Annotated in this window: 27 protein-coding genes; 11 read left to right on the top strand and 16 right to left on the bottom strand. The window is 62.8% G+C overall.

Annotation, left to right across the window (positions count from 1 at the left end; genetic code table 11):
* Positions 1 to 167: 167 nt before the first annotated feature.
* From ABC347_RS14340 to ABC347_RS14315, 6 genes are all read right to left on the bottom strand, one after another.
* Positions 168 to 353, bottom strand: a complete 186-nt coding sequence (locus ABC347_RS14340) for a hypothetical protein (RefSeq protein WP_413246389.1) — start codon at positions 351 to 353, stop codon at positions 168 to 170.
* 8 nt (positions 354 to 361) lie between these two features.
* Positions 362 to 739, bottom strand: a complete 378-nt coding sequence (locus tag ABC347_RS14335; protein ID WP_413246388.1) for a hypothetical protein — start codon at positions 737 to 739, stop codon at positions 362 to 364.
* Positions 740 to 805: 66 nt separating this feature from the next.
* Positions 806 to 6,937: a DUF3320 domain-containing protein gene (locus tag ABC347_RS14330; RefSeq protein ID WP_413246387.1), complete on the bottom strand. Its 6,132-nt coding sequence runs from the start codon at positions 6,935 to 6,937 to the stop codon at positions 806 to 808.
* A gap of 674 nt (positions 6,938 to 7,611) precedes the next feature.
* Positions 7,612 to 9,564 (bottom strand): TonB-dependent receptor plug domain-containing protein, encoded by a 1,953-nt coding sequence (locus ABC347_RS14325; protein WP_413246386.1) that lies wholly within the window; start codon positions 9,562 to 9,564, stop codon positions 7,612 to 7,614.
* 58 nt (positions 9,565 to 9,622) lie between these two features.
* Positions 9,623 to 9,931, bottom strand: a complete 309-nt coding sequence (locus ABC347_RS14320; RefSeq protein WP_413246385.1) for a hypothetical protein — start codon at positions 9,929 to 9,931, stop codon at positions 9,623 to 9,625.
* A gap of 251 nt (positions 9,932 to 10,182) precedes the next feature.
* Positions 10,183 to 11,169, bottom strand: a complete 987-nt coding sequence (locus ABC347_RS14315; RefSeq protein ID WP_413246384.1) for a proline iminopeptidase-family hydrolase — start codon at positions 11,167 to 11,169, stop codon at positions 10,183 to 10,185.
* A 422-nt stretch (positions 11,170 to 11,591) separates the two neighbouring features.
* Here ABC347_RS14315 and ABC347_RS14310 point away from each other — a divergent pair, with 422 nt between their 5' ends.
* Positions 11,592 to 12,101 carry a DUF4142 domain-containing protein gene (locus ABC347_RS14310; RefSeq protein WP_413246383.1) on the top strand — a complete coding sequence of 170 codons (510 nt, stop codon included), beginning with the start codon at positions 11,592 to 11,594 and terminating at the stop codon, positions 12,099 to 12,101.
* Between the two features lie 653 nt (positions 12,102 to 12,754).
* On the opposite strand, the gene ABC347_RS14305 is transcribed toward ABC347_RS14310, so the two are convergent.
* Positions 12,755 to 13,285, bottom strand: coding sequence for a P27 family phage terminase small subunit (locus tag ABC347_RS14305; protein WP_413246382.1), 531 nt, complete (start codon positions 13,283 to 13,285; stop codon positions 12,755 to 12,757).
* A 149-nt stretch (positions 13,286 to 13,434) separates the two neighbouring features.
* Here ABC347_RS14305 and ABC347_RS14300 point away from each other — a divergent pair, with 149 nt between their 5' ends.
* Entirely contained in the window at positions 13,435 to 13,962 is a 528-nt protein-coding gene (locus ABC347_RS14300; protein WP_413246381.1) for a DUF3489 domain-containing protein, read from the top strand.
* Here ABC347_RS14300 and ABC347_RS14295 read toward each other — a convergent pair.
* The 5 genes from ABC347_RS14295 to ABC347_RS14275 all read right to left on the bottom strand — a co-directional run bounded on the left by ABC347_RS14295 (position 13,959) and on the right by ABC347_RS14275 (position 18,050).
* Entirely contained in the window at positions 13,959 to 15,212 is a 1,254-nt protein-coding gene (locus ABC347_RS14295) for a site-specific DNA-methyltransferase (protein WP_413246380.1), read from the bottom strand. The two genes, ABC347_RS14300 and ABC347_RS14295, sit on opposite strands and share 4 nt — an antisense overlap.
* 156 nt (positions 15,213 to 15,368) lie before the next feature.
* Positions 15,369 to 16,229 (bottom strand): NmrA family NAD(P)-binding protein, encoded by an 861-nt coding sequence (locus ABC347_RS14290; protein ID WP_413246379.1) that lies wholly within the window; start codon positions 16,227 to 16,229, stop codon positions 15,369 to 15,371.
* Positions 16,230 to 16,389: 160 nt separating this feature from the next.
* Complete coding sequence (locus ABC347_RS14285) at positions 16,390 to 16,755, bottom strand: hypothetical protein (protein ID WP_413246378.1); 366 nt, start codon at positions 16,753 to 16,755, stop codon at positions 16,390 to 16,392.
* A gap of 173 nt (positions 16,756 to 16,928) precedes the next feature.
* Positions 16,929 to 17,501, bottom strand: a complete 573-nt coding sequence (locus ABC347_RS14280) for a Ros/MucR family transcriptional regulator (RefSeq protein ID WP_413247071.1) — start codon at positions 17,499 to 17,501, stop codon at positions 16,929 to 16,931.
* 141 nt (positions 17,502 to 17,642) lie between these two features.
* Positions 17,643 to 18,050 (bottom strand): BLUF domain-containing protein, encoded by a 408-nt coding sequence (locus ABC347_RS14275; RefSeq protein ID WP_413246377.1) that lies wholly within the window; start codon positions 18,048 to 18,050, stop codon positions 17,643 to 17,645.
* A gap of 188 nt (positions 18,051 to 18,238) precedes the next feature.
* Here ABC347_RS14275 and ABC347_RS14270 point away from each other — a divergent pair, with 188 nt between their 5' ends.
* The 3 genes from ABC347_RS14270 to ABC347_RS14260 all read left to right on the top strand — a co-directional run bounded on the left by ABC347_RS14270 (position 18,239) and on the right by ABC347_RS14260 (position 19,269).
* The gene (locus ABC347_RS14270; protein ID WP_413246376.1) at positions 18,239 to 18,373 is read left to right on the top strand and encodes a hypothetical protein; all 135 of its coding nucleotides are present in this window, start codon (positions 18,239 to 18,241) and stop codon (positions 18,371 to 18,373) included.
* Positions 18,374 to 18,818: 445 nt separating this feature from the next.
* On the top strand, positions 18,819 to 19,073 hold the full coding sequence (locus ABC347_RS14265; protein WP_413246375.1) for a hypothetical protein: 255 nt from the start codon (positions 18,819 to 18,821) through the stop codon (positions 19,071 to 19,073).
* Positions 19,066 to 19,269, top strand: coding sequence for a hypothetical protein (locus ABC347_RS14260; RefSeq protein ID WP_413246374.1), 204 nt, complete (start codon positions 19,066 to 19,068; stop codon positions 19,267 to 19,269). The genes ABC347_RS14265 and ABC347_RS14260 overlap by 8 nt, the downstream gene beginning before the upstream one ends.
* On the opposite strand, the gene ABC347_RS14255 is transcribed toward ABC347_RS14260, so the two are convergent.
* Entirely contained in the window at positions 19,243 to 19,938 is a 696-nt protein-coding gene (locus tag ABC347_RS14255; protein ID WP_413246373.1) for a PEPxxWA-CTERM sorting domain-containing protein, read from the bottom strand. The genes ABC347_RS14260 and ABC347_RS14255 overlap by 27 nt on opposite strands.
* A 196-nt stretch (positions 19,939 to 20,134) precedes the next feature.
* Here ABC347_RS14255 and ABC347_RS14250 point away from each other — a divergent pair, with 196 nt between their 5' ends.
* From ABC347_RS14250 to ABC347_RS14240, 3 genes are all read left to right on the top strand, one after another.
* Complete coding sequence (locus ABC347_RS14250) at positions 20,135 to 20,326, top strand: hypothetical protein (RefSeq protein WP_413246372.1); 192 nt, start codon at positions 20,135 to 20,137, stop codon at positions 20,324 to 20,326.
* A 65-nt stretch (positions 20,327 to 20,391) separates the two neighbouring features.
* Positions 20,392 to 20,793, top strand: coding sequence for a GFA family protein (locus tag ABC347_RS14245; protein WP_413246371.1), 402 nt, complete (start codon positions 20,392 to 20,394; stop codon positions 20,791 to 20,793).
* A 19-nt stretch (positions 20,794 to 20,812) separates the two neighbouring features.
* On the top strand, positions 20,813 to 21,460 hold the full coding sequence (locus tag ABC347_RS14240; protein WP_413246370.1) for an SOS response-associated peptidase family protein: 648 nt from the start codon (positions 20,813 to 20,815) through the stop codon (positions 21,458 to 21,460).
* Here the strand turns inward: ABC347_RS14240 and ABC347_RS14235 are convergent.
* Complete coding sequence (locus tag ABC347_RS14235) at positions 21,454 to 21,849, bottom strand: hypothetical protein (protein WP_413246369.1); 396 nt, start codon at positions 21,847 to 21,849, stop codon at positions 21,454 to 21,456. The genes ABC347_RS14240 and ABC347_RS14235 overlap by 7 nt on opposite strands.
* A gap of 693 nt (positions 21,850 to 22,542) precedes the next feature.
* Here ABC347_RS14235 and ABC347_RS14230 point away from each other — a divergent pair.
* Positions 22,543 to 23,232 carry a hypothetical protein gene (locus ABC347_RS14230; RefSeq protein ID WP_413246368.1) on the top strand — a complete coding sequence of 230 codons (690 nt, stop codon included), beginning with the start codon at positions 22,543 to 22,545 and terminating at the stop codon, positions 23,230 to 23,232.
* Between the two features lie 130 nt (positions 23,233 to 23,362).
* Positions 23,363 to 24,616, top strand: a complete 1,254-nt coding sequence (locus ABC347_RS14225) for a cistern family PEP-CTERM protein (protein ID WP_413246367.1) — start codon at positions 23,363 to 23,365, stop codon at positions 24,614 to 24,616.
* 109 nt (positions 24,617 to 24,725) lie between these two features.
* On the opposite strand, the gene ABC347_RS14220 is transcribed toward ABC347_RS14225, so the two are convergent.
* Together ABC347_RS14220 and ABC347_RS14215 are read right to left on the bottom strand one after the other, a co-directional pair.
* Entirely contained in the window at positions 24,726 to 25,124 is a 399-nt protein-coding gene (locus tag ABC347_RS14220) for a hypothetical protein (RefSeq protein WP_413246366.1), read from the bottom strand.
* Positions 25,121 to 25,630, bottom strand: a complete 510-nt coding sequence (locus tag ABC347_RS14215) for a TIGR02594 family protein (protein WP_413246365.1) — start codon at positions 25,628 to 25,630, stop codon at positions 25,121 to 25,123. Before ABC347_RS14215 ends, ABC347_RS14220 begins: the two co-directional genes overlap by 4 nt.
* Positions 25,631 to 25,731: 101 nt before the next feature.
* Here ABC347_RS14215 and ABC347_RS14210 point away from each other — a divergent pair, with 101 nt between their 5' ends.
* Positions 25,732 to 25,911, top strand: coding sequence for a hypothetical protein (locus tag ABC347_RS14210; RefSeq protein WP_413246364.1), 180 nt, complete (start codon positions 25,732 to 25,734; stop codon positions 25,909 to 25,911).
* Positions 25,912 to 26,251: the final 340 nt, after the last annotated feature.

The raw sequence follows: 26,251 nt of genomic DNA, 5'->3' as shown, positions 1-26,251 counted from the left end.
GGAACCGGAATGGCCGCTTTTAGCTTAAATTAGCGGTGACCAGAAATTTGTTTACACATCTCCGCATCGGGTAAAATGGTCCCGCTTTCAGAAAACGGCGCCACCGGTTCTGCGTTGTCGTGGCGATCAGCAAATGATGAGCGATAGTAAGGTGCGTGAGCAGCGCCCTACGCCGACAAAATTACGCGGAGATCGGCCTCGGTTGTCTTTTTTGAGAAGAGTTCGGTTGTGCCAAGTAGAAGAAGCGCGTCTTCGTTGATCGTTGCGATCGAGGCGCCGGGCTGGACCAGCATCATCTCGAAACGGATTTTGGATCGACGGGCCTTCTCCTTGAAATAGGCCAGCTCCTTCATCGAGCCCTTTAGAAACCGCGTGAACCCCTCTTGTCGCCAGAGGTCGTGTCGTCGCTTGAGGTCGTGGTAGAGGGTAGGAAGGCCCTGATGCTTGGGACAATGCTCTTCTGGACTTGGCCGCAGACGGTGTAGAAGTTGCGGATGTCCCGCGAGATCACGCCGCCGTGCCTCCTTGCGCCTGGTCGCCTGATAAGCAGCAAGTCGAACGGAGCCGCGAGGTCCGTCCTGAGAAGGTCATGACCAGCAATCTCGCAGACCATCCGACGTCCGGTCGTGGTCGCTCCGGAGAACAGCGACTGCACCACGATGTTGGGACCGATCTGGACGCGGCGACGGGGAAGCGGTGGTATCTCCACGGTGCCGGTCCAGATTGGGATCAGTGTCATCGACGTGTTAGCTCCGGTCGTGACGGGTGGAAGTCACGCTGCGCGAGCGGCAGGCGCGATTTCTCATTAATCTCGCCGCCGAAAGCGTTGGCCAACGTAGAGGTGCATCTGGCTGGGCGTGAGCTCCTGCGTCGAGTTGCCCGACCTGACGAAGAAACGCTCCGCGACGCTGCCGCTCCGGTCGGGCAGCGAGACGAACTGCGCCTCGGCGGCCGGCCCGACCTCGATCCGGCACACGTCGATGCCTTCGTGCTGCGGGAAGGTCACACCGATTCGTGCGGCGCGGAATGCCGGGCCGAAATGCTTGCCGAGCAGGTTCGTCAGGTGAAGCTCGAGCTTGTCCCGATTACCGCCGAGACACGCGTAGTCGCGTTCAAGCCCTTTCACCGTGCCGTCGTCGGCGACGCCGACCAGGAGAGTTCCGCCACCTCCGTTAGCGAAGCCCGCGATCGTCTTCACGACGACATCCTCCAGCTTCTTGTTGAGGGTGTTGGTGACGACGTCCCAGCGCAGCGTTTCCTTGAATTCGAGCCGCTCGCTCTCGCCCGCCGCGATCAGCTGGGAAAGCGGACTTGGCGTCCGCACCGGTCCGCTGTCGTTCGCCGCCGCGGGACCGACCACCAGCATGCCGTTGCGGCGGATCAGTCGTTCGCCGGAAACCGCAGCCGTGATGACCTCCGCGAGTAGGTCCCGCAGCTGCCCGCTCGTCGCCTTGAACCCGACGGCGCGGGCGGCGGCCTGCACGACCTGATCGTCCGTCGCACCGTAGTTCTCCCGCACCACGCCGAGGATGGCGGCTTCGAGTTCCGCCGGTGGCAAGCTGTCGCACTTGCGGAGGGAGGCCGACCGCACCTCGCTGCGGTCCCGCACGCGAGGGGTCCTGCCCGGGATGGTCAGGAAGTCGCCGTCCTCGGCCAGCCTGCCCTCGCGCACGGAAATCTCGACGGCCTTCTCAACCGCTTCCTGGATGCGACCGCCGGCCCGCTTCAGCCCCCACGCGTCGCGGATGCGGTTCACCACCTCGCAGACGTGCACGGGTCCCTCGATCCCCACTACCTCTTCGGCAAGCGCGGACAGGGCGCCGCGCGGTGCCTCGTGCAGTTCGCAGACGAGGTGCCGGGGGCGCTCGATCATGGCCTCCTCGTAGAGGGCGGCTGCAGGCGGCGCTTCCGCTTCCGCGAGGCCCACCTCGGTATAGCCTTCGCGCTCGACGGTGACGATCTCGACATGGCTTCTCCGACAGGCGGAGACGCCCTGCGCCTCGGCGTCGTACTCCGCCTTCGCCGCCTCGATACGGGCGACGACGAGATCGATCTGCTCCTTGGGACGCTGAAACCAGTCGGTGCTCCAGATGCGATGGATGGTCCACCCATGGCTTTCCAGCACCGACTGGCGCAACCGATCGCGATCGCGCGCGGAGCGGGCGTCGTGGTAGGACGCGCCGTCGCACTCGATCCCGAGCAGGTAGCGGCCGGGCCGGTCCGCGTCGGACACGGCGAGGTCGATGAAGAAGCCGGCCAGACCGACCTGGCGGTGCACCTGATAGCCTCGCGCCTGCAGTGCCTTCGCCACCTGTTCCTCGAAGACGCTGTCGTGGTCGCGACCAGTGCTCTCTGCCATCGTCATGCGGCCAGTGCGGGCGAAGTGCAGGAATAGCTTGAACGCCAGCACGCCCTTCCGGGTCGACGCGAAGTCGGGATCGATGTCCTCGTCCGACATGGACGCGAACACCTCGCAACGCTGCTTGGCGCGGCTGATCAGCACGTTCAGGCGCCGCTCGCCGCCGTCCGTGCCCAGTGGGCCGAAGCGCATCGGCACCTTGCCGCCGGGAACGGGCGGCCCGTAGCCGACCGAGATGAAGATGACGTCGCGCTCGTCGCCCTGCACGTTCTCCAGGTTCTTGACGAAGAACGGTTCGGCGGGATGCGACTGGAAGAAGGCCTCTGTCTGGGGCGGCAGACCGCGCCGCAGAACCTCGAGCTGGTCGACGATCGCGCGCCGCTGGGCCGCGGAGAACGCCGCCACACCGAGCGACAGCTCGGGATGCTCGCGCGCGTGCGCGACGATCGCCTGCGCGACGATCGTAGCCTCGACCTGGTTCGTCCGCGTTCCTCCCGCGTCGAACACGCCCTGCGGCACCCGGTGGAAGCGCAAGCCCATGCCGGCCTCGGCAGTGTAGGGGCTGGGCACGATGAAGAGCTTGTTTTCGTAGAACTGCCGGTTGCTGACGGCGATTAGCGACTGGTGCTTGCTGCGGTAGTGCCAGCGAAGCATCCGCATCGGCAGACCACGGGCGGTGAACAGGCCCAGGATGCTCTCGATGTCAGCGACGCGCGTGCCCCCGTCATCGTCGTCCTCCGGGGCCCCGCCGGTCATTTTGGAGAAGAATGCCGTCGGCGGCAGTTGCTTCGGATCTCCGACCACGACGACCTGCTTCGCGCGGGCGACCGCGCCGAGGGCGTCGACGGGCTGGATCTGGCTGGCCTCGTCCATGACAAGCAGGTCGAAGTCGAAGATACCGGGAGTGAGGAACTGCGCGACCGAAAGCGGGCTCATCATGAAGACGGGCTTGAGCGCCTGAACAGCGGGGGCAGCTTTCTCCATCAGTCGCCTGATCGGCATGTGACCGCGCTTCCTGGCGATCTCGGCACGGAGCACGCCGAGCGGCCCGACCGAACCGCCATCGCGCGCCGGCACCTTCTCGTGATGTGCCCGGACGACCTCGAAGCTCGCACTCGCGATGCGTTGCCGGTCCATGTCGGCGAATTCGCGAGCCAACCTGCTGTGGAGCGTGCCGTCGAAGGTACCGAGTTCCGCATCGGCGCGGATTTGATCGGCGTAGACGGCTTCGTAATATGCCATCTCGAACGCGGACACCGCGCCGTTGGTCGTGAGCCGTCCGTCACCAAGCCTAACGACGACGTCCTCGCATCCGAGCGTGATCGCGCGCCCTGAGCGATCGCGATAAGCGGTCCACTGGAAGAGCTGCTCTCCGGATGTCCGCCAGCGTTCCATGTGGCGGCTTAGCGTTTCGAGCGGAACTTCGGCGAAGGTTTTCGCCGCCAGAGCCGCGGCCATATCGAGATGAAGATCATCCGCCAGGGACTGCAGGTCCGCCCCCAGTGACGAGGCCTCGGCACCGAGCTTCGCGGCCGCATCGGCTGCGGCCTGCCGGTCGGGAAGTCGGCTGGCGAGCAGGCGGATGTCGTCGTTTGCGCTGATCCAATCGGCGGTGGACCGGAGGTCGCTCCAATCGGACGACGTGCTGCGCCATGCCGTGCCCAAGGCGGACGTGCCGAGGTCGTGCAGATCGCGCAGCTTCGCCACCTTCGATTGCAACTCATCGAGTTCGGCCAGCCGCGCTCTACGAAGATCGAGGTCGTCCGGCACTTTGACGAACGTCGCCTCCGTGGCGGAGTCGGCGGAACGGATACGGACGATAAAGGTGAGTAGGGCAGGGAGATCGGCGCGTTCGGCCGCGAGGGCATCGCCGAATGCGATCGGCTGCGCGGAACCCAGCGCTGCCCACAGCCGCTCGACGGGCGGAGAAACCTGATCCAACAGGTCGGCCGCGCGCTTCGCCCGGATACCCACTTCGGTCCTGTCCGGCCGCCGAGCCGCCACGAGACGCGGCTCGTCCTCGAGTCCGCGTAGCGAGCGCATCCAGTCGACGATGTGGCGGAGCGGTCCCGCAGTTGATCTGATCCCGCGCCAATCCGACCCGAACGCAGAACGTGCGAACGTTTCCTCTCCCTCGATCGTCCGCCTGGCGGCCTGCCCGGCTGAAAGAGCGTCCAGAAGGACCAGAGTATCAGGGAGGGGCGTGCTTTGTTCGGTCATGACCGAGCGCACGACGGCGTTGGCGCGACGCCAGTCGCCGCTCAAAAATCGGAAAAAGCCGGTGCCGTGCGAGGCCAGGGTCGACCGGGCGGCAGACAGATCGAGATCCCAGGACGCAATGGTGAGCCGGCCCTCGACGGTTGAGACCGCCTCCTCGTGAGCCGCCACGGCGTCGACGAGGTCGGACGCACGTTCAAGGCCGGCGATCCAGACGTCGGATGCGAAGGCCTCGGCATCGCCTTCGGGTGCTTCGGCGACGCGTTCCGCCACGGCGGCCGTGCGGCGCGCGCCGTCCAGAGTATTCGGCGTATCCCGCGTCATGGCACGGGCGAGTGCCTCCGCCTCGGCCTGCAGCCGCGGCAGGAGATTGGAGAGCGTCTCCACGTCGCGGAAGTCGTCCGGCGAGAAGCCGGACGGCAGGATCGCGAGGGCGGCGATAGTTTCCGCGAGGTCTGCGGTCCAACCTGCCTCTACGACGAGGCCCGCCAACTGACTTCGAAGATAGGAGTGCCGCTGTCCTGACGCGATCATCCTTTCGATGTCGTCCACGCGGTCCGTCCAGACGGCTTCGGCGAGCGCGGCGGCGTCCAGATGCGGTGCACCCGCCACGCGTTTGGCCAGCGTCAGCAGCGGCTCAAGGTAAGCAAGGGATAGCGGTGGCGAGGTTTCCATGGTCGAAGCGAGCACAGCCCCGGCCTCGTCGAAGGACGTCAGGCGGGCGAGAATGGCGGCGATCCGGTCTTCGAGGCGCTCCACGTCGGTCGGCAGGATCGACGAGAGGCCCACGCCGCGCCAGGCATGATCCGCAGGCCGACCGATCACGTCGATGCGCTCTGCCAGGTCTCGGATCACGTCGTGTCGCTCGGCGAAGTCGTCGGCGGACCAGGTTTCCGGTTCGATCAGGATGATGTCGTTGGGCTTCTCGCCGTCGAGGCGGAGGCGGCTGAGCTGACCGACCACCTGGAACGGCGTCAGGCCCGATGCCTCGTGCTGCGCGTGCATGCGCCGGGCGTGGTCGTTCAGACGGTCGCGCGCGGCGGTCAGCCGCGCATGGAGGCTGCCGGGATCCTGATGCCGGGGTGCGCCGAGTTCCCAGGTGCGCCGGAGTTCCTCCAGCAGAGCCTTCTTGTTCGCCTTGTTGCTGTGAAGTTCGAGGCAGGCGTCGCCTACGCCCGTCGCGTCGAGTCTCCGCTTGACGACCTCCAGCGCGGCCATCTTCTCGGCGACGAACAGCACGGTCTTTCCGTCGGCCACGGCGGAGGCGATGATGTTGGCGATTGTCTGGCTCTTGCCGGTGCCCGGCGGTCCCTGGATGACGACGTCACGCCCGCGCCGGACCTCGTGCACGGCAAGCGCCTGCGAACTGTCGCTGTCCACGATGTGGAGCATTTCCGACGGCGGGATGAACGGATCGATGTTCGCGTCCTCGGGAACCATGCCCTCGGCGCCGGCAAAGCCGTCCGAGAGGAGGCCGCGGACGAGATCCCGGTCGGTGATCCTGCCGCCCTCCGGCCAGGTCTGCGGGTCCAGGTCACGATACATCAGGAACTTGGCGAAGGAGAAGAAGCCGACGGCGACGACGTCGCGCTGGACCTCCCAGCCGGGCTTGGCCGACACGGCATCGGCGACTTCAGCGAAATAGGCGCCCGGATCGAAGGTGTCGCCCGCCTCGAAGGCGGGCAGCCGGATGCCATGAATGCGATCGAGGAACGCCTCGAGCGAGAGGTTGGAGGCATAGTCCTCCTGCCGCATGCGCAGCTTGAAGTTCTCGCCGGCGTTGCCCCGTTCCAGTTGCACAGGGACGAGGACGAGGGGTGCAAACCGCACGTTCGCCGCGTTGTTGGGATCGATCCACTTCAGCGCGCCAAGCGCGAGATAGAGGATGTTGACGCCCTGTTCCTCCTCCAGTGTGCGGGCGTCGAAGTAGAGTTCCAGCAGCCGCTTCTGCAGACCCTTTGGCGTCAGGCGGGTTTGAAGCCGGGTGTCGGCGTGCCGAGAGAACACACCGCGATCATCGGCTATGTCGTTGTCCGGCTGAGCCAGATCCACGATCTCGTCGGCTTCCTCAACCGGAACGTCGTCCTCCGCCGCATCGCTAGTTGCCGCCGCCTTGCCAGCGAGAAAGGTGAAGGGACGACCCTCGCTCACCAGCAGCCGGAAAATCTCCGTGCTGACCTCGTCTATGATCTCGACCGCTTTCGAACCTTTCGACGACCGCGGCATATTCAGCAGTCGGTTTCGAGCGGACAGGTCCAGCAGTTCGGTGCGAGCCCGGTCCAGCTTCTGGTCGATCGGCAGATCGCTTTGGAAAACCGAAGTAGGGGCCTGGCTCTGTTCTGCAATCGGATTCGTCGCCACCCCAACCCCCAAACCTTTGTACTTAATTGATTAGGCTTCAGATCAACTGCCATGTCCAGTCTATGGTGACACGAAATTGATCCGCTATAATTGGCAGCCGCCCACAAGGGGCATGGCCAATGTCACGTGGCACGCGAACAGGAACGGATCCAGCGCTCGGGATTGCGCGGACTATTTTAAGGTAGGCAGCTCACATGAATGAGTGTCACCAGTCGGGATTTGAGTTCGCGGCACCGAACGTCCGCAACTGGATCCTCGCGCCTTCGAAGCTGCCAGGTGGTTCGCGCCCCAAGCTCGGCTATTTAAGACAGCCGAACCGCCTCCGGGAAGCAATCGTTGGTTCAGGGCTCACTTAGCGCCCGGGATCGGGCTGTCGGTTGCGTGTTCGCCGCGCTCCGGCACGAGTTCAGGCCCAGAGCAGATCCGCGAGTCCTCCGTAGAACCGATCCGCATGAACGAACGGCGGACATCTTCCCGGACCCGATCGGAGCCACCATTCCGCTTTCGACCCGGTTTGAGGCGTCCGCGCGGCTGATCTGGTTACCCGAAATTTGTCGCGCGCCAACTTGAACCAACGTCCGAAGTTCGGAATTGGGAAGAGCGGTCTGAACGTCTAAGATTGGGTCTTTTCCAACCTTGCCCAACGCAAATTGCCTTAGCGGAGATTACTCTCGCTACTTATCGGCACCGAATTGAACGCGCACGCCGCCGTTGACCACAAAGCCTTCCGTCGGCGCCCAGGCGTCGACCGTCCAGCGGCCGTCGGGTGCGCGGACACGGCGCAGGATCGGATCGTAGCGCGTCTGCCGCACATTCAGGATGTTCTCCGCGTTGACGAACAGCTTGAACGCCCCGAGCGTCTTTTCTGCAAGCAGGCCAAGTTCGACATAGGCGCGGGAGTCGTCGCGATAGGGATTGTCGTCGAGTCTTTGCCGTCCGGTGTAGTAAAGTTCGATGCCGACCCGGTGCGACCCGGTGCGTTCCCACATCGTCACTAGCCCGGCGGTGTGGCGTGGCGTCAGTGCCTTGGCGCCGCGGATCACGGTGACTGGATCGGGTTGGGACGTATCTACGAAGACATAGCTGCCGGTGGCGACGATCTCTCCGACGCGGTACCGGAGCAGCGTCTCCGCGCCCCGGATGCGCGTTTCGCCGGCCACGTTGATCAGGCGCACCCGGTCGGGCGCCACGGTCACCAGTTCGGTGGCGTCGGCAAGGTTCGAGCCGAACAGGGTCACGTTCGCCTCCCACCGACCACGCGCATACCCGATATCGAGCGATGCGGTGGTCGCCGTCTCAGCCTTCACCGCCCCAAGCGGTTCGAGCCGCGACACGCCGGCGGCCTCGATTTCTTCGACGAACGGGGTAGGTGCGTAGAAGCCGCGCCCGGCGGAGGCGCGCAACGTCCAGGGTCCCGGCTTCCAGAGAGCGGAAAGGCGGGGACTGAAGCGAGTGCCGTAATCGCTGTGGATATCAATCCGTGCGCTGCCGGCGAGCGTCACCATTTCGCCGATATCGCGTTCGACCTGTCCGAACGCGCCCGGCACGCGATAGGAATAATCGAACGCCGGAAAGTCGCGCGCGTGATAGTCGTCACGCTGATAGGCGACGCCGCCGACCCATGTCGTACCACTTGCGCCGCCGCTGAATGCTAGCTCTGCGAATCGGGTATCGTGGCGATCCCGTTCGGTCACCGGGCCGAACTGATGCCGATGGTTCTGGACGGTATTGGCCAGGCGAAGGCTGGCCGTGACGCTGTCCGACAGCGGCGTGCGGGCGATCCCCCCTACGTCGAAGCGCTCGCTGCGCTGGCGCTGGACAAACGTAACGCCGTCGGGGGCGGTCCGCCCGTTCAGTGTTCCGCCGCGCCGATGCTCGACCATCACACTGCCAGTTAGAAACACGCTCGACCCCTCGGCACCGGTCCAGAACAGCCGCGGGCGCAGCGTCCAGCGATCGTAACCGGGCATATCGATCCACCCGTCATCGTCGAGATCCTGGACCGACTGACGATGGTATCCTCCGGTGAGCGACGCGCTGAAGTCTCCGGTCAGTGGCGCGGCCAGATAAGCGGTAACGTCCTGGCCATTTCGCGAGGTGGCGTTCAGCAGGGTCTCTGCCTCGATCGCATCGCCGGGACGGCGCGAGACCAAATTGATGACGCCACCCAGCGCCGACGCACCGTAGAGCGCAGACACCGCTCCCTTGATCACCTCGACCCGGCCGAGATCGATCGGCGGGATCTGCAGCAGGCCAAGCGAACTCGACTGCCCGCCATAGAGCGGCAAACCGTCGGCGAGCACTTGGGTGAACCGCCCGTCGAGGCCCTGCACGCGGATGTTGGCGCCACCGATCGCCGGCGCGGTGACCTGTACGCGAAGGCCGCCGGTTTCGCTGAGGATCATCGCGACATTGCCGGGGCGCATGAGGATCTTCTCCTCAATCTCCTCGCGATCGATGACCTCGACCCGGACGGGTTCCTCACCGAGCCGGCGACCGGATCGTGTCGCCTGGACGACGATGTCCTCGCCTTCGGAGTCTTGTGCAGCAACGGACGAACTAGGCAGCGCAGGTGTAGCCTGCGCGGAAACTGCCCCCGCGAGGAGGGCAAGAAACGGGGATGACAAGGGTAGTATCCTGACCAGAGAACGAATCACGCCAACGGGTGGCGCGGACGAACACAGGTCAGGCGGCAGGCGGTTGCAGCGGCGGCGCGTGGGTGAGCGAGGCAAGGACGCGTTGGCGTGGCGCAACGGTCAGCATGGCGGCCGACAACGCAGGCAACGGTGTGGCGGCCCCGCGAAGTTCCGGCGCGACGGGGCAATGCTGGTGATGCCCGGGCTCAGGATTTGGGTTTCCACTATCTGGCAAGGCGTCGACGGGATTCAGTTCGATCTGCGCGATCGGGTGATCCTGCGCGGCCGCCGGCTCGGCGATGCCCAGCGCGCACCATAGCAGGCAGGCGATGGTCAACAGGTGCAGGGCCAGACGCATGGCAGTTTCATCGCGGATCGCGGAGTCGTTGGCAAGACTCGTGGCCACGGGCACTTCATTCGATCCAAGCCATCGCAATCGGCCCCGCCTCCAGCATGTAGTACCGGTTAAGTGACTAAGGTCTCACTCGCCCTGAATGAACGTCCGGGTTCGGGCATCATTTGCGAAGCGATGAGTGGCGGGTTTTGGGTCCAAGCCGCCGGAATTGTTGCCTCGACCGCCTTGCCTTGGAAGCGCACGCCCTCAGCCTCTTAACCGTCGTGTGCAGCGGTGAACTGACGGATAGTCTCACGCCAGGCGTCCGGCTGATCGAACTGCGCCATGTGTCCCGCACCGGATAGCTCATCGAAGGTGCCGCGTCTGAGTAGGGGCAGCACCGCACGGGTCGCAGCTGGCGTCATAATGTCCAATTCGCCGCAGAGCAGCAGGGTCGGCACCATAATGCGGCTCAGCAGAGCGGTGTCATCAAAGCCTTTGAGTCGGCCACCGAAGCGCGTCATGTACGGGCCGTTCATCGCCTGGCTGAGAGCCTGCCCACGATCCTCCGGTAGACCTTCCATATAGGTCATCGCGATCCGGTTCATGTCAGGATTGCGCCCAATATGCTTTCGGTAGAACGCGCCGGCGGCCTTTCCATAGGCAGGCGTGTCGAGCGTTCCGGCCTGTTCGCTGCGCGCGATGACATCGCCCGCTCCGTCGGGCATGGCGGACAGGAGGGTGGCCACACTCGCTTCTGCCCGCGCAGCCGACGGTGGTGTGCCTTGCAGGATGAGGCTGCGCAGCCCTTTGGGCCTTCCCGCGGCGTAGCAGGTCGCCACCTCCCCGCCCCAACTATGGCCGAGCAGGTGGATTCGATCAAGCGAGAGCGCCGCACGGATGGCGTCTATCTCGGAGGCGAAGCGGTCAACGGTCCAATTGGCGGGATCACCTGGAGCGTCGGAGCGTCCGCTATCCAGCTGGTCGTAGAGAACGATCGGCCGTTCGCATGCGAGATCGAGGGCAGGAAAAAACTGCCAAAGAGCCCCACCAGGTCCGCCATGGATAAACACCAAAGGTGCCCGTCGGCCTTTTAGATCCCCGTTGATACGGACATAGATGCTGCCTCCCTTTACCGGAACGCGAAGCTCACGATCAGGACGGGGGAATACTTCTGGCTTCGCGGCGACAAGCGCTGCTTCGCTCCAAAGCGCAATCGTTCCAAGCAAGCCAATCAGCGTTTCACGTCGTCCGACTATCATCGTGTCTCTCCGCTCAACGTTCGCCGATGTTTGATTGAAGGCTAAGTAAGAGTCGATAGTCTCCGTCGGCGCTTCAGGCCTTATACGATCGCCAAAGCTCCCGCGCCGTTTGAATACTCGAACCGTTAGTTGGTTCGTGAACAAGCCGCCGGAGCTGGGGAGGCTTCAGGGCGGGCGTGAATGTCTGAGCCTGGGTCTAAGCCTCTCGTCCGGTCGGACAATATCTCTGCGGGCCATGTCAAGAAGCGGGGGAGGTGAGGCGATCACCGAAGTTACGAAGCTACGCTATCGCCAATTCATAAAGTTGACCGTCGGCGCTATCGGCTAACCCAGATCAACCATGAAACATCGCTTATCGTCAACAGTTTAGCAGGCTTCGGCTGGCCATTCGGTTAGTCGTCAAAGGCAGAGGAAACGACGACATGATGTTTAATGCGAAGCACTACCTCGCGTTGGCGGTGGCAGTCCCCAGCGTAGCCGTGGCCCAAATGGCGCCGAGTCCATCAGCCCCTGCGACTACGGCGCCCGCCTTTGTTGCGAAGGCGGGCGCGGGGGACCTTTACGAGAAGCAGTCGAGCCAGATCGTTCTCCAATCTACAAAGAACACCAAGATTCGTCAGTTCGCAAACATGATGCTGAAGGATCACACGAAGAGCACCGCGGACGTGAAGGCCGCCGCTGCAACCGATCGCGTCGCAGTTCCGGCCCCAAAACTCGAGCCGGTTCAGGCGAAGATGATCGCCGATTTGCGTTCCACGTCCGGCGCCGCTCGCGATCAGGTGTATGTGCAGCAGCAAAAGACTGCGCACCAGCAGGCGTTGGCGTTGCACACAGGTTATGCGCAACACGGTGACAAGCCAGCCCTAAAGCGTGTCGCTGCGGCAACGGCGCCGGTTGTTCAGCATCATATCGAGATGCTGCAGGCAATGTAACTTGCTGGGACCGGGGGCCGGATGTCTGGCCCCCCAGTTTCATTGGTCAGAGGGTTACTTGCACCAAGTTGGCGGCGCGACCTGATCGTAAGCAATCTGCTATCTAATGAAAGTTTCAGCTCTTTCTTCGTAGGCGCCCACTAGCACCAGATAAATACGCCCGACAGCGTCGCTTTCGCATGTCGCTCTTGTCGCGCTCCCTCTAGCAAATAGCCCGTTTCTTTAATCTGGGGTTCGATAGGCAAGGTTTAAGCTCCACCAACAGACGGTAGAGCATCGTTGCTAAACGCAGAGGGCTTCAATGAAACCGATCAAACGATGCTGCGAGCGTTTAATCCGCTACGCTCAACTGCATGCGCGGCAAGCCGCTCGACAGCATTCAGGTCAGCTACGTCCGTTTGCAACGCGGCTACCTAACCATTCTGTTTCTCTAGTCTCCTCCTGACCGCTTTCAGTGTCGCCTGGCTGCGAGCGGCGAGGACGACTGATGCACCGCGCTCTGCCGCCGCGATCGCCGTAACCAGTTTGTTGCCGCTAATGGCCCCTGTTATGACGATCGTCTGCTCATTTAGCGGCTTTAATTGCATGCAACAAGAGCGCGCTCCGCAGGAGCGCAGGATTGACAGCGCTTAAGGAAAAATAGTGGTTACCTTTTAATCGTGAAAGAATCTATCGACATCGCGCTCCTCACCGTAGCCACCTGGCGGCCCAAGTAGGTTGTTGGGATCGTCCAATGGGTTAAGCATCCAGGGAAGTTGACCAGTCAAAGTCCGTTCTGTCTGCACGCGAGTACGGCTCGCTGGCGAAAACCCCAGTTCGGCACCGGCCTTGATCATGATCTGCGCCTGCTTGTTAAGGATAGCGAGGTAGGGCGATTGGAGCGGCAGCCCAGCATTGGGCGACTTGGTAAGCAGGCCGTACTGCGCAATTTTCGACGCCGCCTCGCGGTGCAGGTCCTCGGCCACTACCCAGATCGCCAGCATCGAGCGGTCGAGCCGCTTCAGTAGTCCTGGTGGCGCGTTGGTGATGGCAAAAGCCCAGCTTTCGCGCTGCGTGTCACTCAGCCACTCGGGCGCACCATGGAGGTCACCGTCCGGCTGTGGCTCATTGGCGTTCAAGCGCCGCTTGCCCGGATTGCCCTCCAGCTGCTTGATAAGCGTGGGCTTGGGGCGACGCCCACGCATCAGCCGAAGCCATATACGAGTTGATCTTGCAGCGGATCCGAGTGTGTATCGACCCGGCCGCGATGCTGGTCGCTGCTCGTCGACCTCGTTCCGCCCCGCTTCCGGGGCTTGTCCTGATGAGCCACCTCCGGCTCACGGGAGACGAAATTATGACTATTCAGCTGAGCGACGCACAACTCGCCGTGCTCACCGCTGCCCTGTCCCGTCCAGACCGATGCATCTATCCGATCGCGACACCCCTCAAAGGCGGTGCTGTGGGCAATATCGCGAAGAGCCTGCTTAAGCGAGGGCTGCTCGAGGAGGTGCCCGCTTGCGAGGCACATACGGTTTGGCGCTGTGATGCTGACGGCCACCCGCTCACGCTCTGCGCAACCGGGGCCGCTGAGGCCGCCCTCAGCGGCGAGCTGGAACAGTCGGGCGATCGAGCGGACAGCGCATCCGAACCGCATCTCGCGAGCGAGCTCGTCGTCGACAAACGCGGTGCAGCCACTGCAGCAATGATAGCCTGTCTCCTCCGCCACGAGGGAGCTTCGATCATTGATTTGCAGAAGGTTACGGGCTGGCAGCCGCACAGCGTACGCGGCGCGCTGTCCGCCGTCATCGCCAAAAAGCTTGGGCACATGGTGACGAGTGCGAAAGAAGCGGAGCGCGGCCGCGTCTACCGCATTGCGCATTAGGCGGCGCACAGTGCGAGCCTCGCCTTCGCCACGTCATCAAACCTTGCACCGTCGGCCTCCAGCACGGCGGTCTCGCCGGTCAGCTGCTGCCAACGCGTTACCGCCACGTCGACATAGGCGGGATCAAGCTCGATCCCAACGCAGATACGCCCGCAGGTTTCTGCAGCGATCAGTGTGGTCCCAGAGCCCATGAACGGTTCGTAAACCGCCTGGCCCATGCTGCTGTTGTTGAGCATGGGCCGGCGCATGCACTCGACCGGCTTCTGCGTACCGTGAACGGTCTGCGCATCCTGCGCCTTGCTCGAGACCGCCCATACCGTCGTTTGCTTGCGGTCCCCGGTCCAGGCGCCCGAGCCGCCCTTCCTTACCGCATACCAGCAGGGTTCATGCTGCCAGTGGTAGTGACCGCGGCTAAGCACCAGCCGCTCCTTGGACCAAATGATCTGGCTGCGGATCTCGAACCCTGATGCCGCGAGGCTATCGGCCACTATTCCGGTATGCAGGGCTCCGTGCCACACGTATGCCACGTCACCGGGGAACAGTGCCCAGGCTTCTCGCCAATCCGCACGATCGTCGTTCATCACCTTACCGGTGCGGCGGGTTTTTGTAGCCCCCACGCTGTTGCGCCAACCGGGATCATATTCCACGCCGTATGGCGGATCGGTGACCATCAGGTGCGGACGAACGCCATCAAACAAGCGATACACGGCCTCGGCAGAGGTAGCATCCCCGCACAGCAACCGATGCCGCCCCAGCACCCACAGGTCCCCTGCCCGGGTGACGGGATCGACCAGCGGTTCCGGGATCGCGTCTTCCCTTTCGGCTGAGTCAGTCGTGCTCAGCAGCCGCTCCAACTCAGCCCCATGAAAGCCTGTGAGATCAAGATCGAACGCTAGATCCCGCAGGTCAGTCAGCTCCGCTGCAAGCAATTCCTCATTCCAGCCAGCGTTGAGCGCGAGCTTGTTGTCGGCGATAACGTAAGCCCGCTTCTTGGCCTCGGACCACCCGCTCGCGACCATCACGGGGGCTTCGCATAAACCCAACTTGCGTGCCGCCTCGACCCGGCCATGGCCCGCGATGATTGTGCCGTGGTCATCGACTAGAACCGGATTGGTCCAACCCCACTCACGCATCGATGCCGCGATCTGATCGATCTGCCCAGGACTGTGCGTGCGCGCATTACGGGCGAACGGGACCAGGCAATCGAGCGGCCAGCGCTCAACTCGATCGGCAGGCCAATGCTCGGTCATGACGGTCCTCCATCTACTGGAGGACTTTTACGAGGTCAGCGATTTGCGTGCGCTACGCGCCTGCGCTTTGCATTTCGATCCTCCGCGCGTGATGCGGATGTCGGCTATCGCCCATTAGCGGACGTTCGCCCGACCTGATGCTGGAGGCTGACGCTACTATTTGACGCTTAGGGCTGTAGCTATGAAGGTATCGAGATCAGTGATTCCACGGACCGGTGCAGCGAACTTATCGAACCCGCTGTCCAGACTTACCGCCGTCATTCGTGCATACGCTGTGGCAGCTTCAGCCGAGGACCCTGCGCTCCGGAACACAGCTTCCCAGCTGTCACGAGGTGCGACCTCGACCGTGACCGTACGACCTAGAGATGCTGCGAAGGCATTGGCAACGTCGCGCGGCGTATACCGCGCTGGACCCTCGACATACCAAGTGCCCGTGTCACTGGTTGGGGATAGCAGCCGTTCGGCTGCTGCCCGCCCCAAGTCTGCAGGGGCTACCATAGGCATCTTGGTATCGGCCGGAAACATGCTCGGTAGCTCGCCCGTCTCGCAAACCGCATCGGCGAAGCCAAGCCAGTTCGTCATGTAATATGCACCGCGATTGATGGCGGTGGGGATCGGCTGCGATCTCAGCCCCTCCTCCAACTCCCACAAGGTGGAAAGATCGCCAATGGCGTTGCCTGGTTGCGCGCCATAGGTTGAGGCCGCAACCAGCTTTTCCAGTCCTGAGCCGTCCAGCGCCGCAAGCATGTTGGCAATGGTGCGCCTCTCGGTGGCGTCGGTATCGCCGCTTGGATCGGCAGGCGGGTTGAGCAGAAAGGCGCGGCGCCCGGTTCGGAAAGCGGCTTTGAGGGATGAAGTGTCCTCAGCGTCGGCTTGCGCCACCTTCGCGCCTTTGTTCTCCCACTCGCCGGCGCCCTCAGGATGGCGGGTGAGGATCGTCACCTGCTCGCCGTGATTTAAAAGCGCGTCTGCTACCGCTGCCCCGACATTTCCGGTTGCACCCATCACGATGAACATAGTCGCAGCTCCTCTCTGCAAATCAAAGCGTGAACGAACGACTCTGCTTTGAGGTCAACTCGCGCTTTGTTGCCCAAGAACGAGCGTCCGCTTTCCACCACAACCGCACACACACCCCGCCCCGCTCGCGACCGCCCGCGCGGCGTCGCCCGCCGCCCTGCTAACTATGTGCGGGCTCCGCCGAAAAGCTTGCTGCATGGCGAAAATCAATTAATCGGGTTGTATGTCCGGTTCCGTAACGCTCATCGAGCGCGCGTTCGAACTCGCTCGTGAAGGCCAACTGAAAGATGCTAGCGCGATCGCGAAGGTTCTCTCCCGAGAAGGGCATCAGGGTGCCGAGCAGCATTTGAATGGCGGGGTAATCAGGAAGCAACTCGCCAAAATCCTGCGTGCCAGCCGCGCCGATGGCGTTGCCGCCGTGCAACCGCCCCCGCAAGAGGCTGAGCTCGAGAGGCGCTTCACACATTTCGGACGGCGTTCGCCGCACTAGGCGCTCGAGCGCCGCTGGCACATCGCCGGCAGTCAACGGTTTCGCCGTGAATAGTGAATCGCGCGATGCTGATCGCTAAGTGATGTCGCCTTTTACCAATAGCGGAGAGTCGCAGCCTGCTGATCTCAACGACCACTATCGCCTAAGCCGGTTAAGCGATGATTCGCTGGGACGGGCGGGGTTACTCCAACCATCGCCCGCCCCGAGCTTCAATTTTCGCCAGTCTCGCCCAGATGCTGCTTGGCCGCGGATTTCGCCTGCGCAATGCCCAGCTTGCGCTTGGGCGCCGGCTTCGCGACCTTGGCGGCTGCGGCCGGCTTGGCCCCTGCGCCGGCCTCCGCCTTCTTGCCGCGGGTCATGCCGGGCTTACGGCCTAGGCCGATGGACTTGGCCATCTCCCGTCGGGCAGCGGAGTAATCCTCGGCCACCATTGGGTAATCGGCCTTGAGATTATATCGCTCGCGGTACTGCTCCGGGGTCAGCCCGTGGCCTGACAGGTGCCGGCGCAGCGTCTTGTATGGCTTGCCGTCGATCATCGAGATGATATGCGACTTGGAGGCGAGCGACTTGCGCGCGGTTACTGCTGGTTCATAGGTCTGCGTGTCATCTGCTGCGGGCCCTTCTGTGACACCGCTAGCAAGGCTGCCAAGCGTGGCATGCATCTGCTGCAGGAAGCCGGGCACGTCGTCGGCTGGCGCGCGATTGTTCGGATTGTTAAGCCAAGCAATCGTCAGCTCTGTCGCAAGCTCGATTAGGTTAGCGCTGTAATCCCTGTCGGCCAAGATATTCTCCAAGTTTGGTGCCCGCCGGCTTACAGCTGGTGCGAGCTGGGTCAACGCTAGTGATGAAACGAACTGAGAAACGAAGCTAGCCGCGACCTAAGGTAGAATGGGCGAAACGCGCTGATCGGTGAATGGCGGCGGCTAGGCGTGATGATCTTTGGAAAGGGAGGCAAACCCGATAAACAGAGCCCTCAGGTCCGCGTTCCTAACGTGCTTGACCTCGGCTGCCACGTGCTCGAAGAATTTGCTGGGACCCAATTCGGATAGCAGCATATCCGATCGCCACTCCTTGAACTGCCGCGATCGCACATTCTGATCGAAGCAGAAGCTGAGGTGGGTATGCCGGCTGTCGCGCCTTACGCGCTCGATTAGATGACCGATGACCGTCTGGTCGCCCTCAATGGCTTGGCAGAACTGAACCCCGTCGAACAGCAATAGCCCCGATATGCCTTGCTTTCGGTTATTAACATTCACCTGCTGGCAGAGGTTGACCATGTCGCGGTCAGTGAAAGGCTGGACCGCTCTGCTAATGTAGACGATACGACGCATACTGCCTCGGAATTCGTGAGGACGCTTCACGCGCCTCCGCCCGACAGCGCTCTATTCTCCTTCGTTACCAGCGCGATACCGGAAGTATGGCACCAGCGTGGTTAAGCCCGTGCCATGTTGACACTACATTGGATCAATTGCCCGGTTGCATCGGCTCGTGGAACTGTCAGGCAGCCCCGGGTGCGTCGATGAAGATCGATGACGCGATCTTTTCTGATCCGGCGAAGCTCAACTTCATCGACCACTTCATGCACGCTGGGGGGGGATGCGCGAGCTTTCGGAAGGCTGGCCTGATCGAACAGCCGACCAGCCGAAACGCTTAGTCCCGCGCACGTGTGATCAGCCGCTTCCGCTCGCGCTCATCGGCGACGGCCCATTTGCCTGGATCGACGCCGCGTGGGATATCCGTCTCGATCGGCGGCGGCGGCGGCACCGGTGCGGTCGGCGCAGGAACGGTGATCGCTTTGATGTCAACGCCCCGCCGGCCGCAGCCCGGTTTCCGCCAGGGCCACCGCCGCAGCGAAACCGAGCGCCAACCGTCTCCAGCGCTAGGCTCCAGCCCTGTTGCCGCCAATAGACGATCATCTGCCTAGGATCGAAGATCGTCGTCCTGCCGCACTGCGGGCACTCGATCCGCATCTTCGCGCCATAGCGGACATAGTCGTCGAGACTGCGGAGTCTGATGACGCTCATCGGACCCGCCGGATAGAGAACATTTGTAGAACGTGCTATCCGGGAGTTCGCCGATTCGGCAACCTGGAGGATGTGATGAGCGATAAGGTCGAGCCTTTTAGTACGTGGCTGGTGCAGCAGGTTGGGACGCCCGCCTGGTATTCCACGCTAGCCGCAGCGGCTAAGGCCGATCGCGCGCTGCCGCGGTATGCTGATCCTGAAACCGTGCGCACGCGGCTCCAATCAATGGGCGCGGAGCCCGATATGTTCGAGATGCTCGACGACGCCGAGCGCGCCTGGATCGCGGACTGCGCACCGCCGATCAACGAATACCACGCCGCCCGTGCCTGACGCTGGCGCGGGCGGCCATCGCTGCCGGCTCTGCACCGCGAACGATCATAACGCGCTGATCGAGCACATCGCGATCGAGCTATGGGAGAGCCGGCGGCACGGCACGCTGGACGACTGGCCGTGGGATCAGGCGGGGTACTGGCAGGACATTATGCGCGAGCTGGCTCGTTCAGCTGTTCGCGCGCTGCAGCGTTAGGCCGCTATCGCTTGAAATCGGCTTTCTGCGACGCATGGTACCGCCGACAGCGCCAAAGCCAGCAATCATGAGTGCCCAGCTTGTCGGTTCCGGCACCGCAGGAGCGACCCAAATCGATACGACGAGATTGCGGAGATCGGCATAGCCTTCATCCTGGAAGGACAGCCCATATCCGACGGGCGCGATGTCGCATGCCATCGTGAGACAGACGCGCTCGCCTATCGAAATCTCGGCGATGTTCGGCTCTACAAAGAGGAGCTGCGCAACCGATGGAGACGCCCCGGCAAGTAGCAGAATATCAAAATTGCCTGAGGTGCCGAGCTGAAGTGCCCGGAGGTTCGAGTCATCCAGCGTCACGTTCCCCACCTGAAAGGAGAAGCTGCTGATTTCAGACTGCGACAGGAGGATCGCATCGGTCGTAAAATAAAAACCGTTTCCAGTGTCGAACTCTTGGAAGGCTGGAAAAACGGTCGCCATCGTCTCATCGAAACTGAACGAGAAAGTGAACGGCAGCGAGGGGTCAGTTGATCCGTATAACGTTGGCGAACCAGCATCTTTCACCAAATCACCGGAAATCGTGACGGTCGTCGTTGCAGACGCAGCAGGCGCGATGAGTGCAGCCGCTGCAATGCAGGCGATCGGTGCCAAGCGCTTCATCAGATAGTTCATTGTTATCCCCCGCCAACAATTCGGCAGAATATTGCCGGATAAGCGAGGGAGAAACAATCTGAAACAATCCGTGAATGTCCTCGGTCGAGACACACCCGCACCAGATAGGACGGCCAAAAAGGGTGCCATTTGAATCGGTGACAGGGTGCTCAGCCGCTGCCATCGTCCCGCTGCGACTCAGCGACTGGAGGCAACTGTGAAGATCATTCTGGCCATGGCAACCGCGCTCTCCCTGTTGGCAGCGCCAGCCGTGTGGGCAGCGCCATGCAAAGATCCCAAGACCGGCAAGTTCGTAAAGTGCCCCGAGGCCAAAGCGACGACGAAGCGGTGCAAGGATACCAAGGGCAAGTTCGCGAAGTGCGGCACGCCGGGGGCAAAGCCCGCCTGATCATCCATTCACACGTTGTCGTGGACGGCGATTGCGGCGACCTCGCAATCTGATAAATTCTCAGTATGCGAGCGTCTTGTCAGTGCGGACAGTTACGAGCCGAGGTTCCCGGCCCGACCGTTGCCGTCGTCGTCTGCCATTGCCGAGCATGCCAGAAACGCTCAGGCTCGCCGTTCGGCGAAGCGGCCTACTGGCCGCACGCGGACGTTGTGATTGAAGGCGAGGCGAAGCAGTTCGACAGGCCGACCGATCTTGGCGGGACCTTCAGCCAATTCTTCTGCCCGCAATGCGGAACGACAGTTTTCATGCGGGGAACGAAGAACCCCACAGTCACTGGCGTTCCGATCGGCCTGTTTGACGACTCCCATTCGATGCAGCCGATCCGATCGGTGTGGGAAGAAACGCGCCACTCCTGGGTCGATATACCGACTGCGGTTCAGCACTTCCCCCGCGCGCGGATCGATTAGTCAGGTCTGACATAGCCCCATGTGCAATCGCGCCCGCAACAAGGCCGAACCCGAAACGCTCTTCAGCCACTTCGGGAAAGAGTTCGGCGGCAACTGGCTGACCGATCGGCCGATGGACAACCGGTTCAATCCGGTCGAGCTCGTCCCACGCGGCCGGGCCTATGTGATCCGCGAGGAAGACGGCCGCCGCGGCCTCGATGTGATGAGCTGGGATCTGCTCGGTAAGGGCGCTGCCTATCCGATCACGAACGTCCGCGATCTGAAGCGCTGGCGTCCTCGCCTGGAGAAGCCCGAAGGCCGGTGCCTGATCCCGCTCACCGAGTTCTGTGAGTGGACACCGGAGGCGCATGACGTGGGCGGCGGCAAGCCGATCAAGGGCGAGATGTGGTTCGGCGTGACCGACCAACCGCTGTTCGCTGTTGCCGGTGTCTGGCAGCAGCTTGGCGATCAGCGCTGGTTCGCCATGCTCACCTGCGATCCGAACGAACTGGTCGCGCCGATCCATCCGAAGGCGATGATCACGATACTACACGCCGACGATCACGACCGCTGGCTGACCGGGAGCTATGCCGAAGTGCTCGATCTACAGCGCCCATACCCTGCTAGTCTAATGACGGTCACAGGTCCTGTGTTTCCAACGCGCAGGTCGGCCGTCATTGCTCAATGAAGCAAGCCGATCTTTCGCAGCGTAGCGTTCCAGCCTAGCCAACCCCCGCCATCCTTGAACCCCGCGGACCGCATCCTCGCGAGAAAATCGTCACAGCGCTCCGACTTGCGCACCTGCTCCGGCAAATGCCGCTTCGGATCACCGTCGATCGGGGTGGTGCGAGGACATGCGCGCAAGTCGCCGGCCTTGCAGCGTGCCCTGAAACGATCGAGCTTCGCCTGCTTGTCCTCGATCTCTGCTGCCAAGGCCCACGCCTGCGCGCAATTGAATGTCGAAGGCGATCCAAGCCATGCGCTCGTCAAAGCGATCGTGCCAAAACCGGCAAGTAGAGCGCCCGACCGGTAGGACGCGACAGCGGAAGGATTATGGGCAGCCACCGGCTGGTTCATGGGCGAAAAGACTATGCGTCTCAACCCCATGACATCGCTGTGAAAGCAAACGTCCTGATTTGGCGCAGCCGCCAGCCATGCAGATATATCCACACTATGTGTGTATTGGTACTTGGACTGGCCGTCGCGCTGCCGCGAGCTGACACGCACGATTGCGCCACTGATGAATGACAACCACGCCGCTCGTGCCCGACGCTAACCCGGCGTTAACGGCCATTAGCTATGACCGCTTTGAGCCCGCCCCCACACGAGGCTCGGGTCGTTGCAGTCCCGCCCGATCACCCCCTGACCGGGCGGGACATCCCTTCAGACCACCGCTGCGCGATCAGACTTTGGTCCGCGCCCGTCCGATGATCGACACGGCACCTTCAATATATTCGCTCGCGAGCGACACGCTTCTTGAGACCGCCCCATCGCCCTAGAGATATCCGGAAGGAATTCGCCTTCGTGGCAGCGGCGCGATAATTCGGCGTCGTCCTCTGACGTCCAAGGTTTTCGATGCGAATTTCCTGAAACCATTGCGACCCTCCTGTCTTTGCAGGTGGGAGCCTCTAGTCGTCGACGCATTAACAATTGGGTTAATTGGCGTGCAGCAATTTGAAAGCTATCGGCAACTCGGTGCGTGCTGGCCATTGAGCCATGATTGGCCTAAGCGCAGCGCGATGCGACTGCCCGATATTCTCCGTAGGTTACTTGACCGTCGCGCTCGCGACCGTCAGCCAGGACAGATGGGCAAATGCCAGTTCTGCGGGGCGCGCATCATGTTCGACCGCACGGTCTGCCAGGATTGCGAGACGAAATAGCGATTCCCAATCTTGCGCCGATGTTCCACTTTCGTTCACGGTCGCGCGCATGGGCCGCAACAGCAAACCTGCCCCCTTGCCCGCATGGGTTCAAACTGTCGGCGCGATGCTCGACAGCAAGGGGCTGGTGCGCGCGGCCTGCAACACCTGCCACCAGTATCGCGATGTCGACCTGGCCCGCTTGGTCAAGCTGAAGGGCAGGGACTATTCGCTGATCGACCGCCGGATTGGCTGCCGCCTCACACCCGGCTGCCTGGGCATGGTGCGCTTCCACTATCAGGGCGGGGTGATGCGCCCGCTATGGACCAGCGAAGCCGTCGAACGCTGGATGTGGGAGTCCGAATTGGCGGTCGGTGATCGCGCGATAGAGGTGCTTCGGGCCGCGCTCGATCGCGCAGCGACAGAGATCGTGCAGACGCCCCGCGTCGCCGCCGCCCTTACCGCGCTCAAACGGCGCTGCGCGGAACGCACCGCGCTCGATTGGTTCTGGACCTCGGCCGGCACCCCGAACGGCCAGTCGCGCTGGCAGAACTGCAATGCGGCGCTGAATGCGATCCGACGGCAATGCCGATCAAGGTAGCGTGCGACCCGCGGCGCGCGCCTCGTGCTGTGATCCGGCCGCGTGGGCTGCATCCTCGGTCAGGCCGTTCGCCAGCGCACGCTGATAGACCCACCGATAGTTCGTTCGATCGCCTTAAGTCAGGATCCGGATGAAATGGAGCGGCTTCGGCGCATCTGGCGCGAGGCGGCAGACCTGTTACGGGCAGCGCGGGCAGAGCATATCCGCAGCCAACGTATCCGCAGCCAAAGAGTGGGGGACTGATGCTGCCCATGGCCCCGCAGGAGGTAGCGTTGAGGACTCAAAGGGGCGGTTCCTGATCAAATCTGACATTGCGCGGCGGCTCCAGGCGGAGAACCCGGATCGCACCGAAAATGAGATCGAAAGCGTCATCGCAGAGTGTTTCGGTTCAATAACAACGCATTTGGCCACCAACGGACGTGTTGAGTTACGTGGTTTCGGCAGTTTCAGCACATGTTACCGAGCTCCCTGGGCTGGTCGCACGCCGTTGCGGTCATTCGAGGTTGAGCGCAAACGCTCGCCCATCTTTCGCTGCAGCAAGGTTTTGCTGGAAAGACTCAACGAGACATTTCTCGAAACTGTCGCGGAAAGTGTGCCAACCCCGAACGTCCGAAATCGGGACGGGCGCCAAGCTTGCGCATGTGGATCGTTGGACTTACCCGGACGGTTGATTTCCGGGGAGGTGGCAATGAACCTATTTCGATTCGCGCTGGTGGGAGCGCTGTTGACATCGGTATCGCCGGCTATGGCAGCGATTACGGTGTCTGCCGCGAACATCGGCGATCCGATTATCTACCGCTACGCAGGGTTTGAAACGCCTGATGGGTCAGGGGGCACGATCGGCGGCCTTGCCGCGCAGACCACCTTCACGCTGTCATCGATCGCCAATGGCGTCTTCACGTTCAACTACAGTGTGGACAATATCTCGCACGGCCAAGTCACCGGATCGCGCGTCTCGGTGTTTGGCTTCACGACCAGTGGCGCCGTCGATAGCCAGACCACCGTTTCGGGCGCGACCTTCGATCGTATCGGCCATGATTCGAATGTGGCCAATCTGACCGGCAGCGACGACGGCCGGGTTTGTTTCCGTGCGGGCGGCGGCGGCGCGCAATGCACTGGTGGTGGCGGGGACGGGGTAGCGATATCGGACGATCCAGCAACTGGCACGTTTTCATTGACCTATGCGCCGGGGACCACGTCGATCACGCTCGACCGCTTTTTCGTACGCTATCAGTCGATCACAGGGGTTCCCGGCATCACCTCCGCGACGGGCAGCGGCGTGTTTGGAGCGGCGGTTCCCGAACCGGCAAGCTGGGCTTTGATGATTGGCGGCTTCGGACTGACCGGTGCGGCTCTGCGGCGCCGGAAGCTAGCGCTGGCCTGACCGAACTCGCTCGGCCGCCTGCAGTGCCAGAAGCTGCAGGCGGATCATGCCTGCGGTGGAATAGAGATCGAGCCCGCCAACGAGACATTGCTCGCCAGATAGTGAGCCGTCAGCGTTCCGTGGCATCGCTGGCAGCAGCGGCGGCTCCGCCATCAGCGCTGCCGGCAATCCTACGGTTGGCGTTGGCGCGGGCACGGTCGAGCAGCTGAACGCCATCAGCATCGGCGCACTGATTGCGATAAACAGGGCGGTCCACGATGCGGATCGTCTCACGGTAAATCTCCCTCGTCTCGGTCGCTTGGGCGGTGCCCGCGGCGGCATGGTGGGTGGCTACATCATCGACCGCGGCGGCAATGCGCTGGCGGGCTTGCTCCGCCCGTTCGAGCGACTTCACGACCTTGGCGCTGACAGCGTTCCCGCCGTCGACGCGACCTTGCCGGTAGGCGCCGCCGAGCGCCGCCAGCACCAGCAGGCCGCACCCAATCAGCGAGGTGGGCGAGGCGATCACCGCTCGTTGCTCGTCACTGGCGCACCGTTCGCGCTCATCTTTACCGGGCGACCGACCACTGGCACGCCCTTCGGCCAGCGTGATGCGATCAGCCTGTTCTTCGCAATGCGGGAGATCCGCACCATGTCGGACTGATTGCCGCCCAGCACGTGATAGTGGGTGGCGTCCTCGCCCACGTAGAAGCCGACATGGCCGCCGCCTTCTCGGCCGAATACCAGGATCGCGCCCGGAGCCAGCCGATCGGGCAGAAGCCGGACGCCGAAATCGGCCCAGCTCTTCGCGCGTGCCGCCAGCTTCACCGGCTCGATGCCGCTAGCGAGCAGCACCGCCCCGACCCAGCCGCCGCACCAGGCCATCTCGTCGTCAACCCAGCGCACGCCATTGTATCGAGCCGCCGTGTTGAGGAAGTCGATCAGCTTGCTGTTGTGCGTCCGGCCGGGGATTTCCCGCGTGCCGACCAGCGTGCGGGCATAGGCCAGCCACGCCGGCTCTGAAGCCTTCGTCATATCGTCTCCAATGTTGATTTCGCCAGATTTTATTCAGCAGTCGGGAGCGCCCGCGTCGGTGCGGCGTTGGACGCCCCTCTATTTGGGAGCTGGAGAGGCCTATGAACCGTGATGATCGCGTGGTGGCAGTCGGCCTGCTGACCGCATCGGATCTTCAGCGGCTCGGCAGCGGCTTCAAGCGCGCGTTCCGGGTCGACGAGACGCCATGCTTCAATGAACTGCTGCGCGCGATCGACGAGGCCGATCGGGACATTCGCCGTGAACGTGATCGAAAATTGTAAGTAGGTCTCTCTGATCGCTTGCGATATCGTCATCAAGCAAACGGGCAGGCTTTCCTCCTCCCGCGCGCGGAAAGGCCGCCCCGTCCGACACCTCCCTAAGGCAATGGGCGGGGCGGTTTCTCCAGTCGAATAACGGCGGCGTCGTCTGCGCCGCATGATTTATTCTCTTCCTAAAGTATTTGAGCGCGTTACGATCGACGTGCAGCGGCACTCCCTGAGGTGCCTAAGCAGGCGCGGCGACACGCGTCGGCCGCCCCGTCGACTATCCTCCCCAGGAACCTGACGGCGGGGCGGTTTTCTCAGGGTATCATCCTGCAAGCCATACGGCATGCCACGCGCT

This window comes from Sphingomonas canaveralia (genome assembly GCF_047238125.1).
Taxonomy (GTDB): domain Bacteria; phylum Pseudomonadota; class Alphaproteobacteria; order Sphingomonadales; family Sphingomonadaceae; genus JBDFMH01.
The sequence above is the reverse complement of the archived record's forward strand: the minus strand, read 5'-3'. Positions and strand labels throughout refer to the sequence as shown.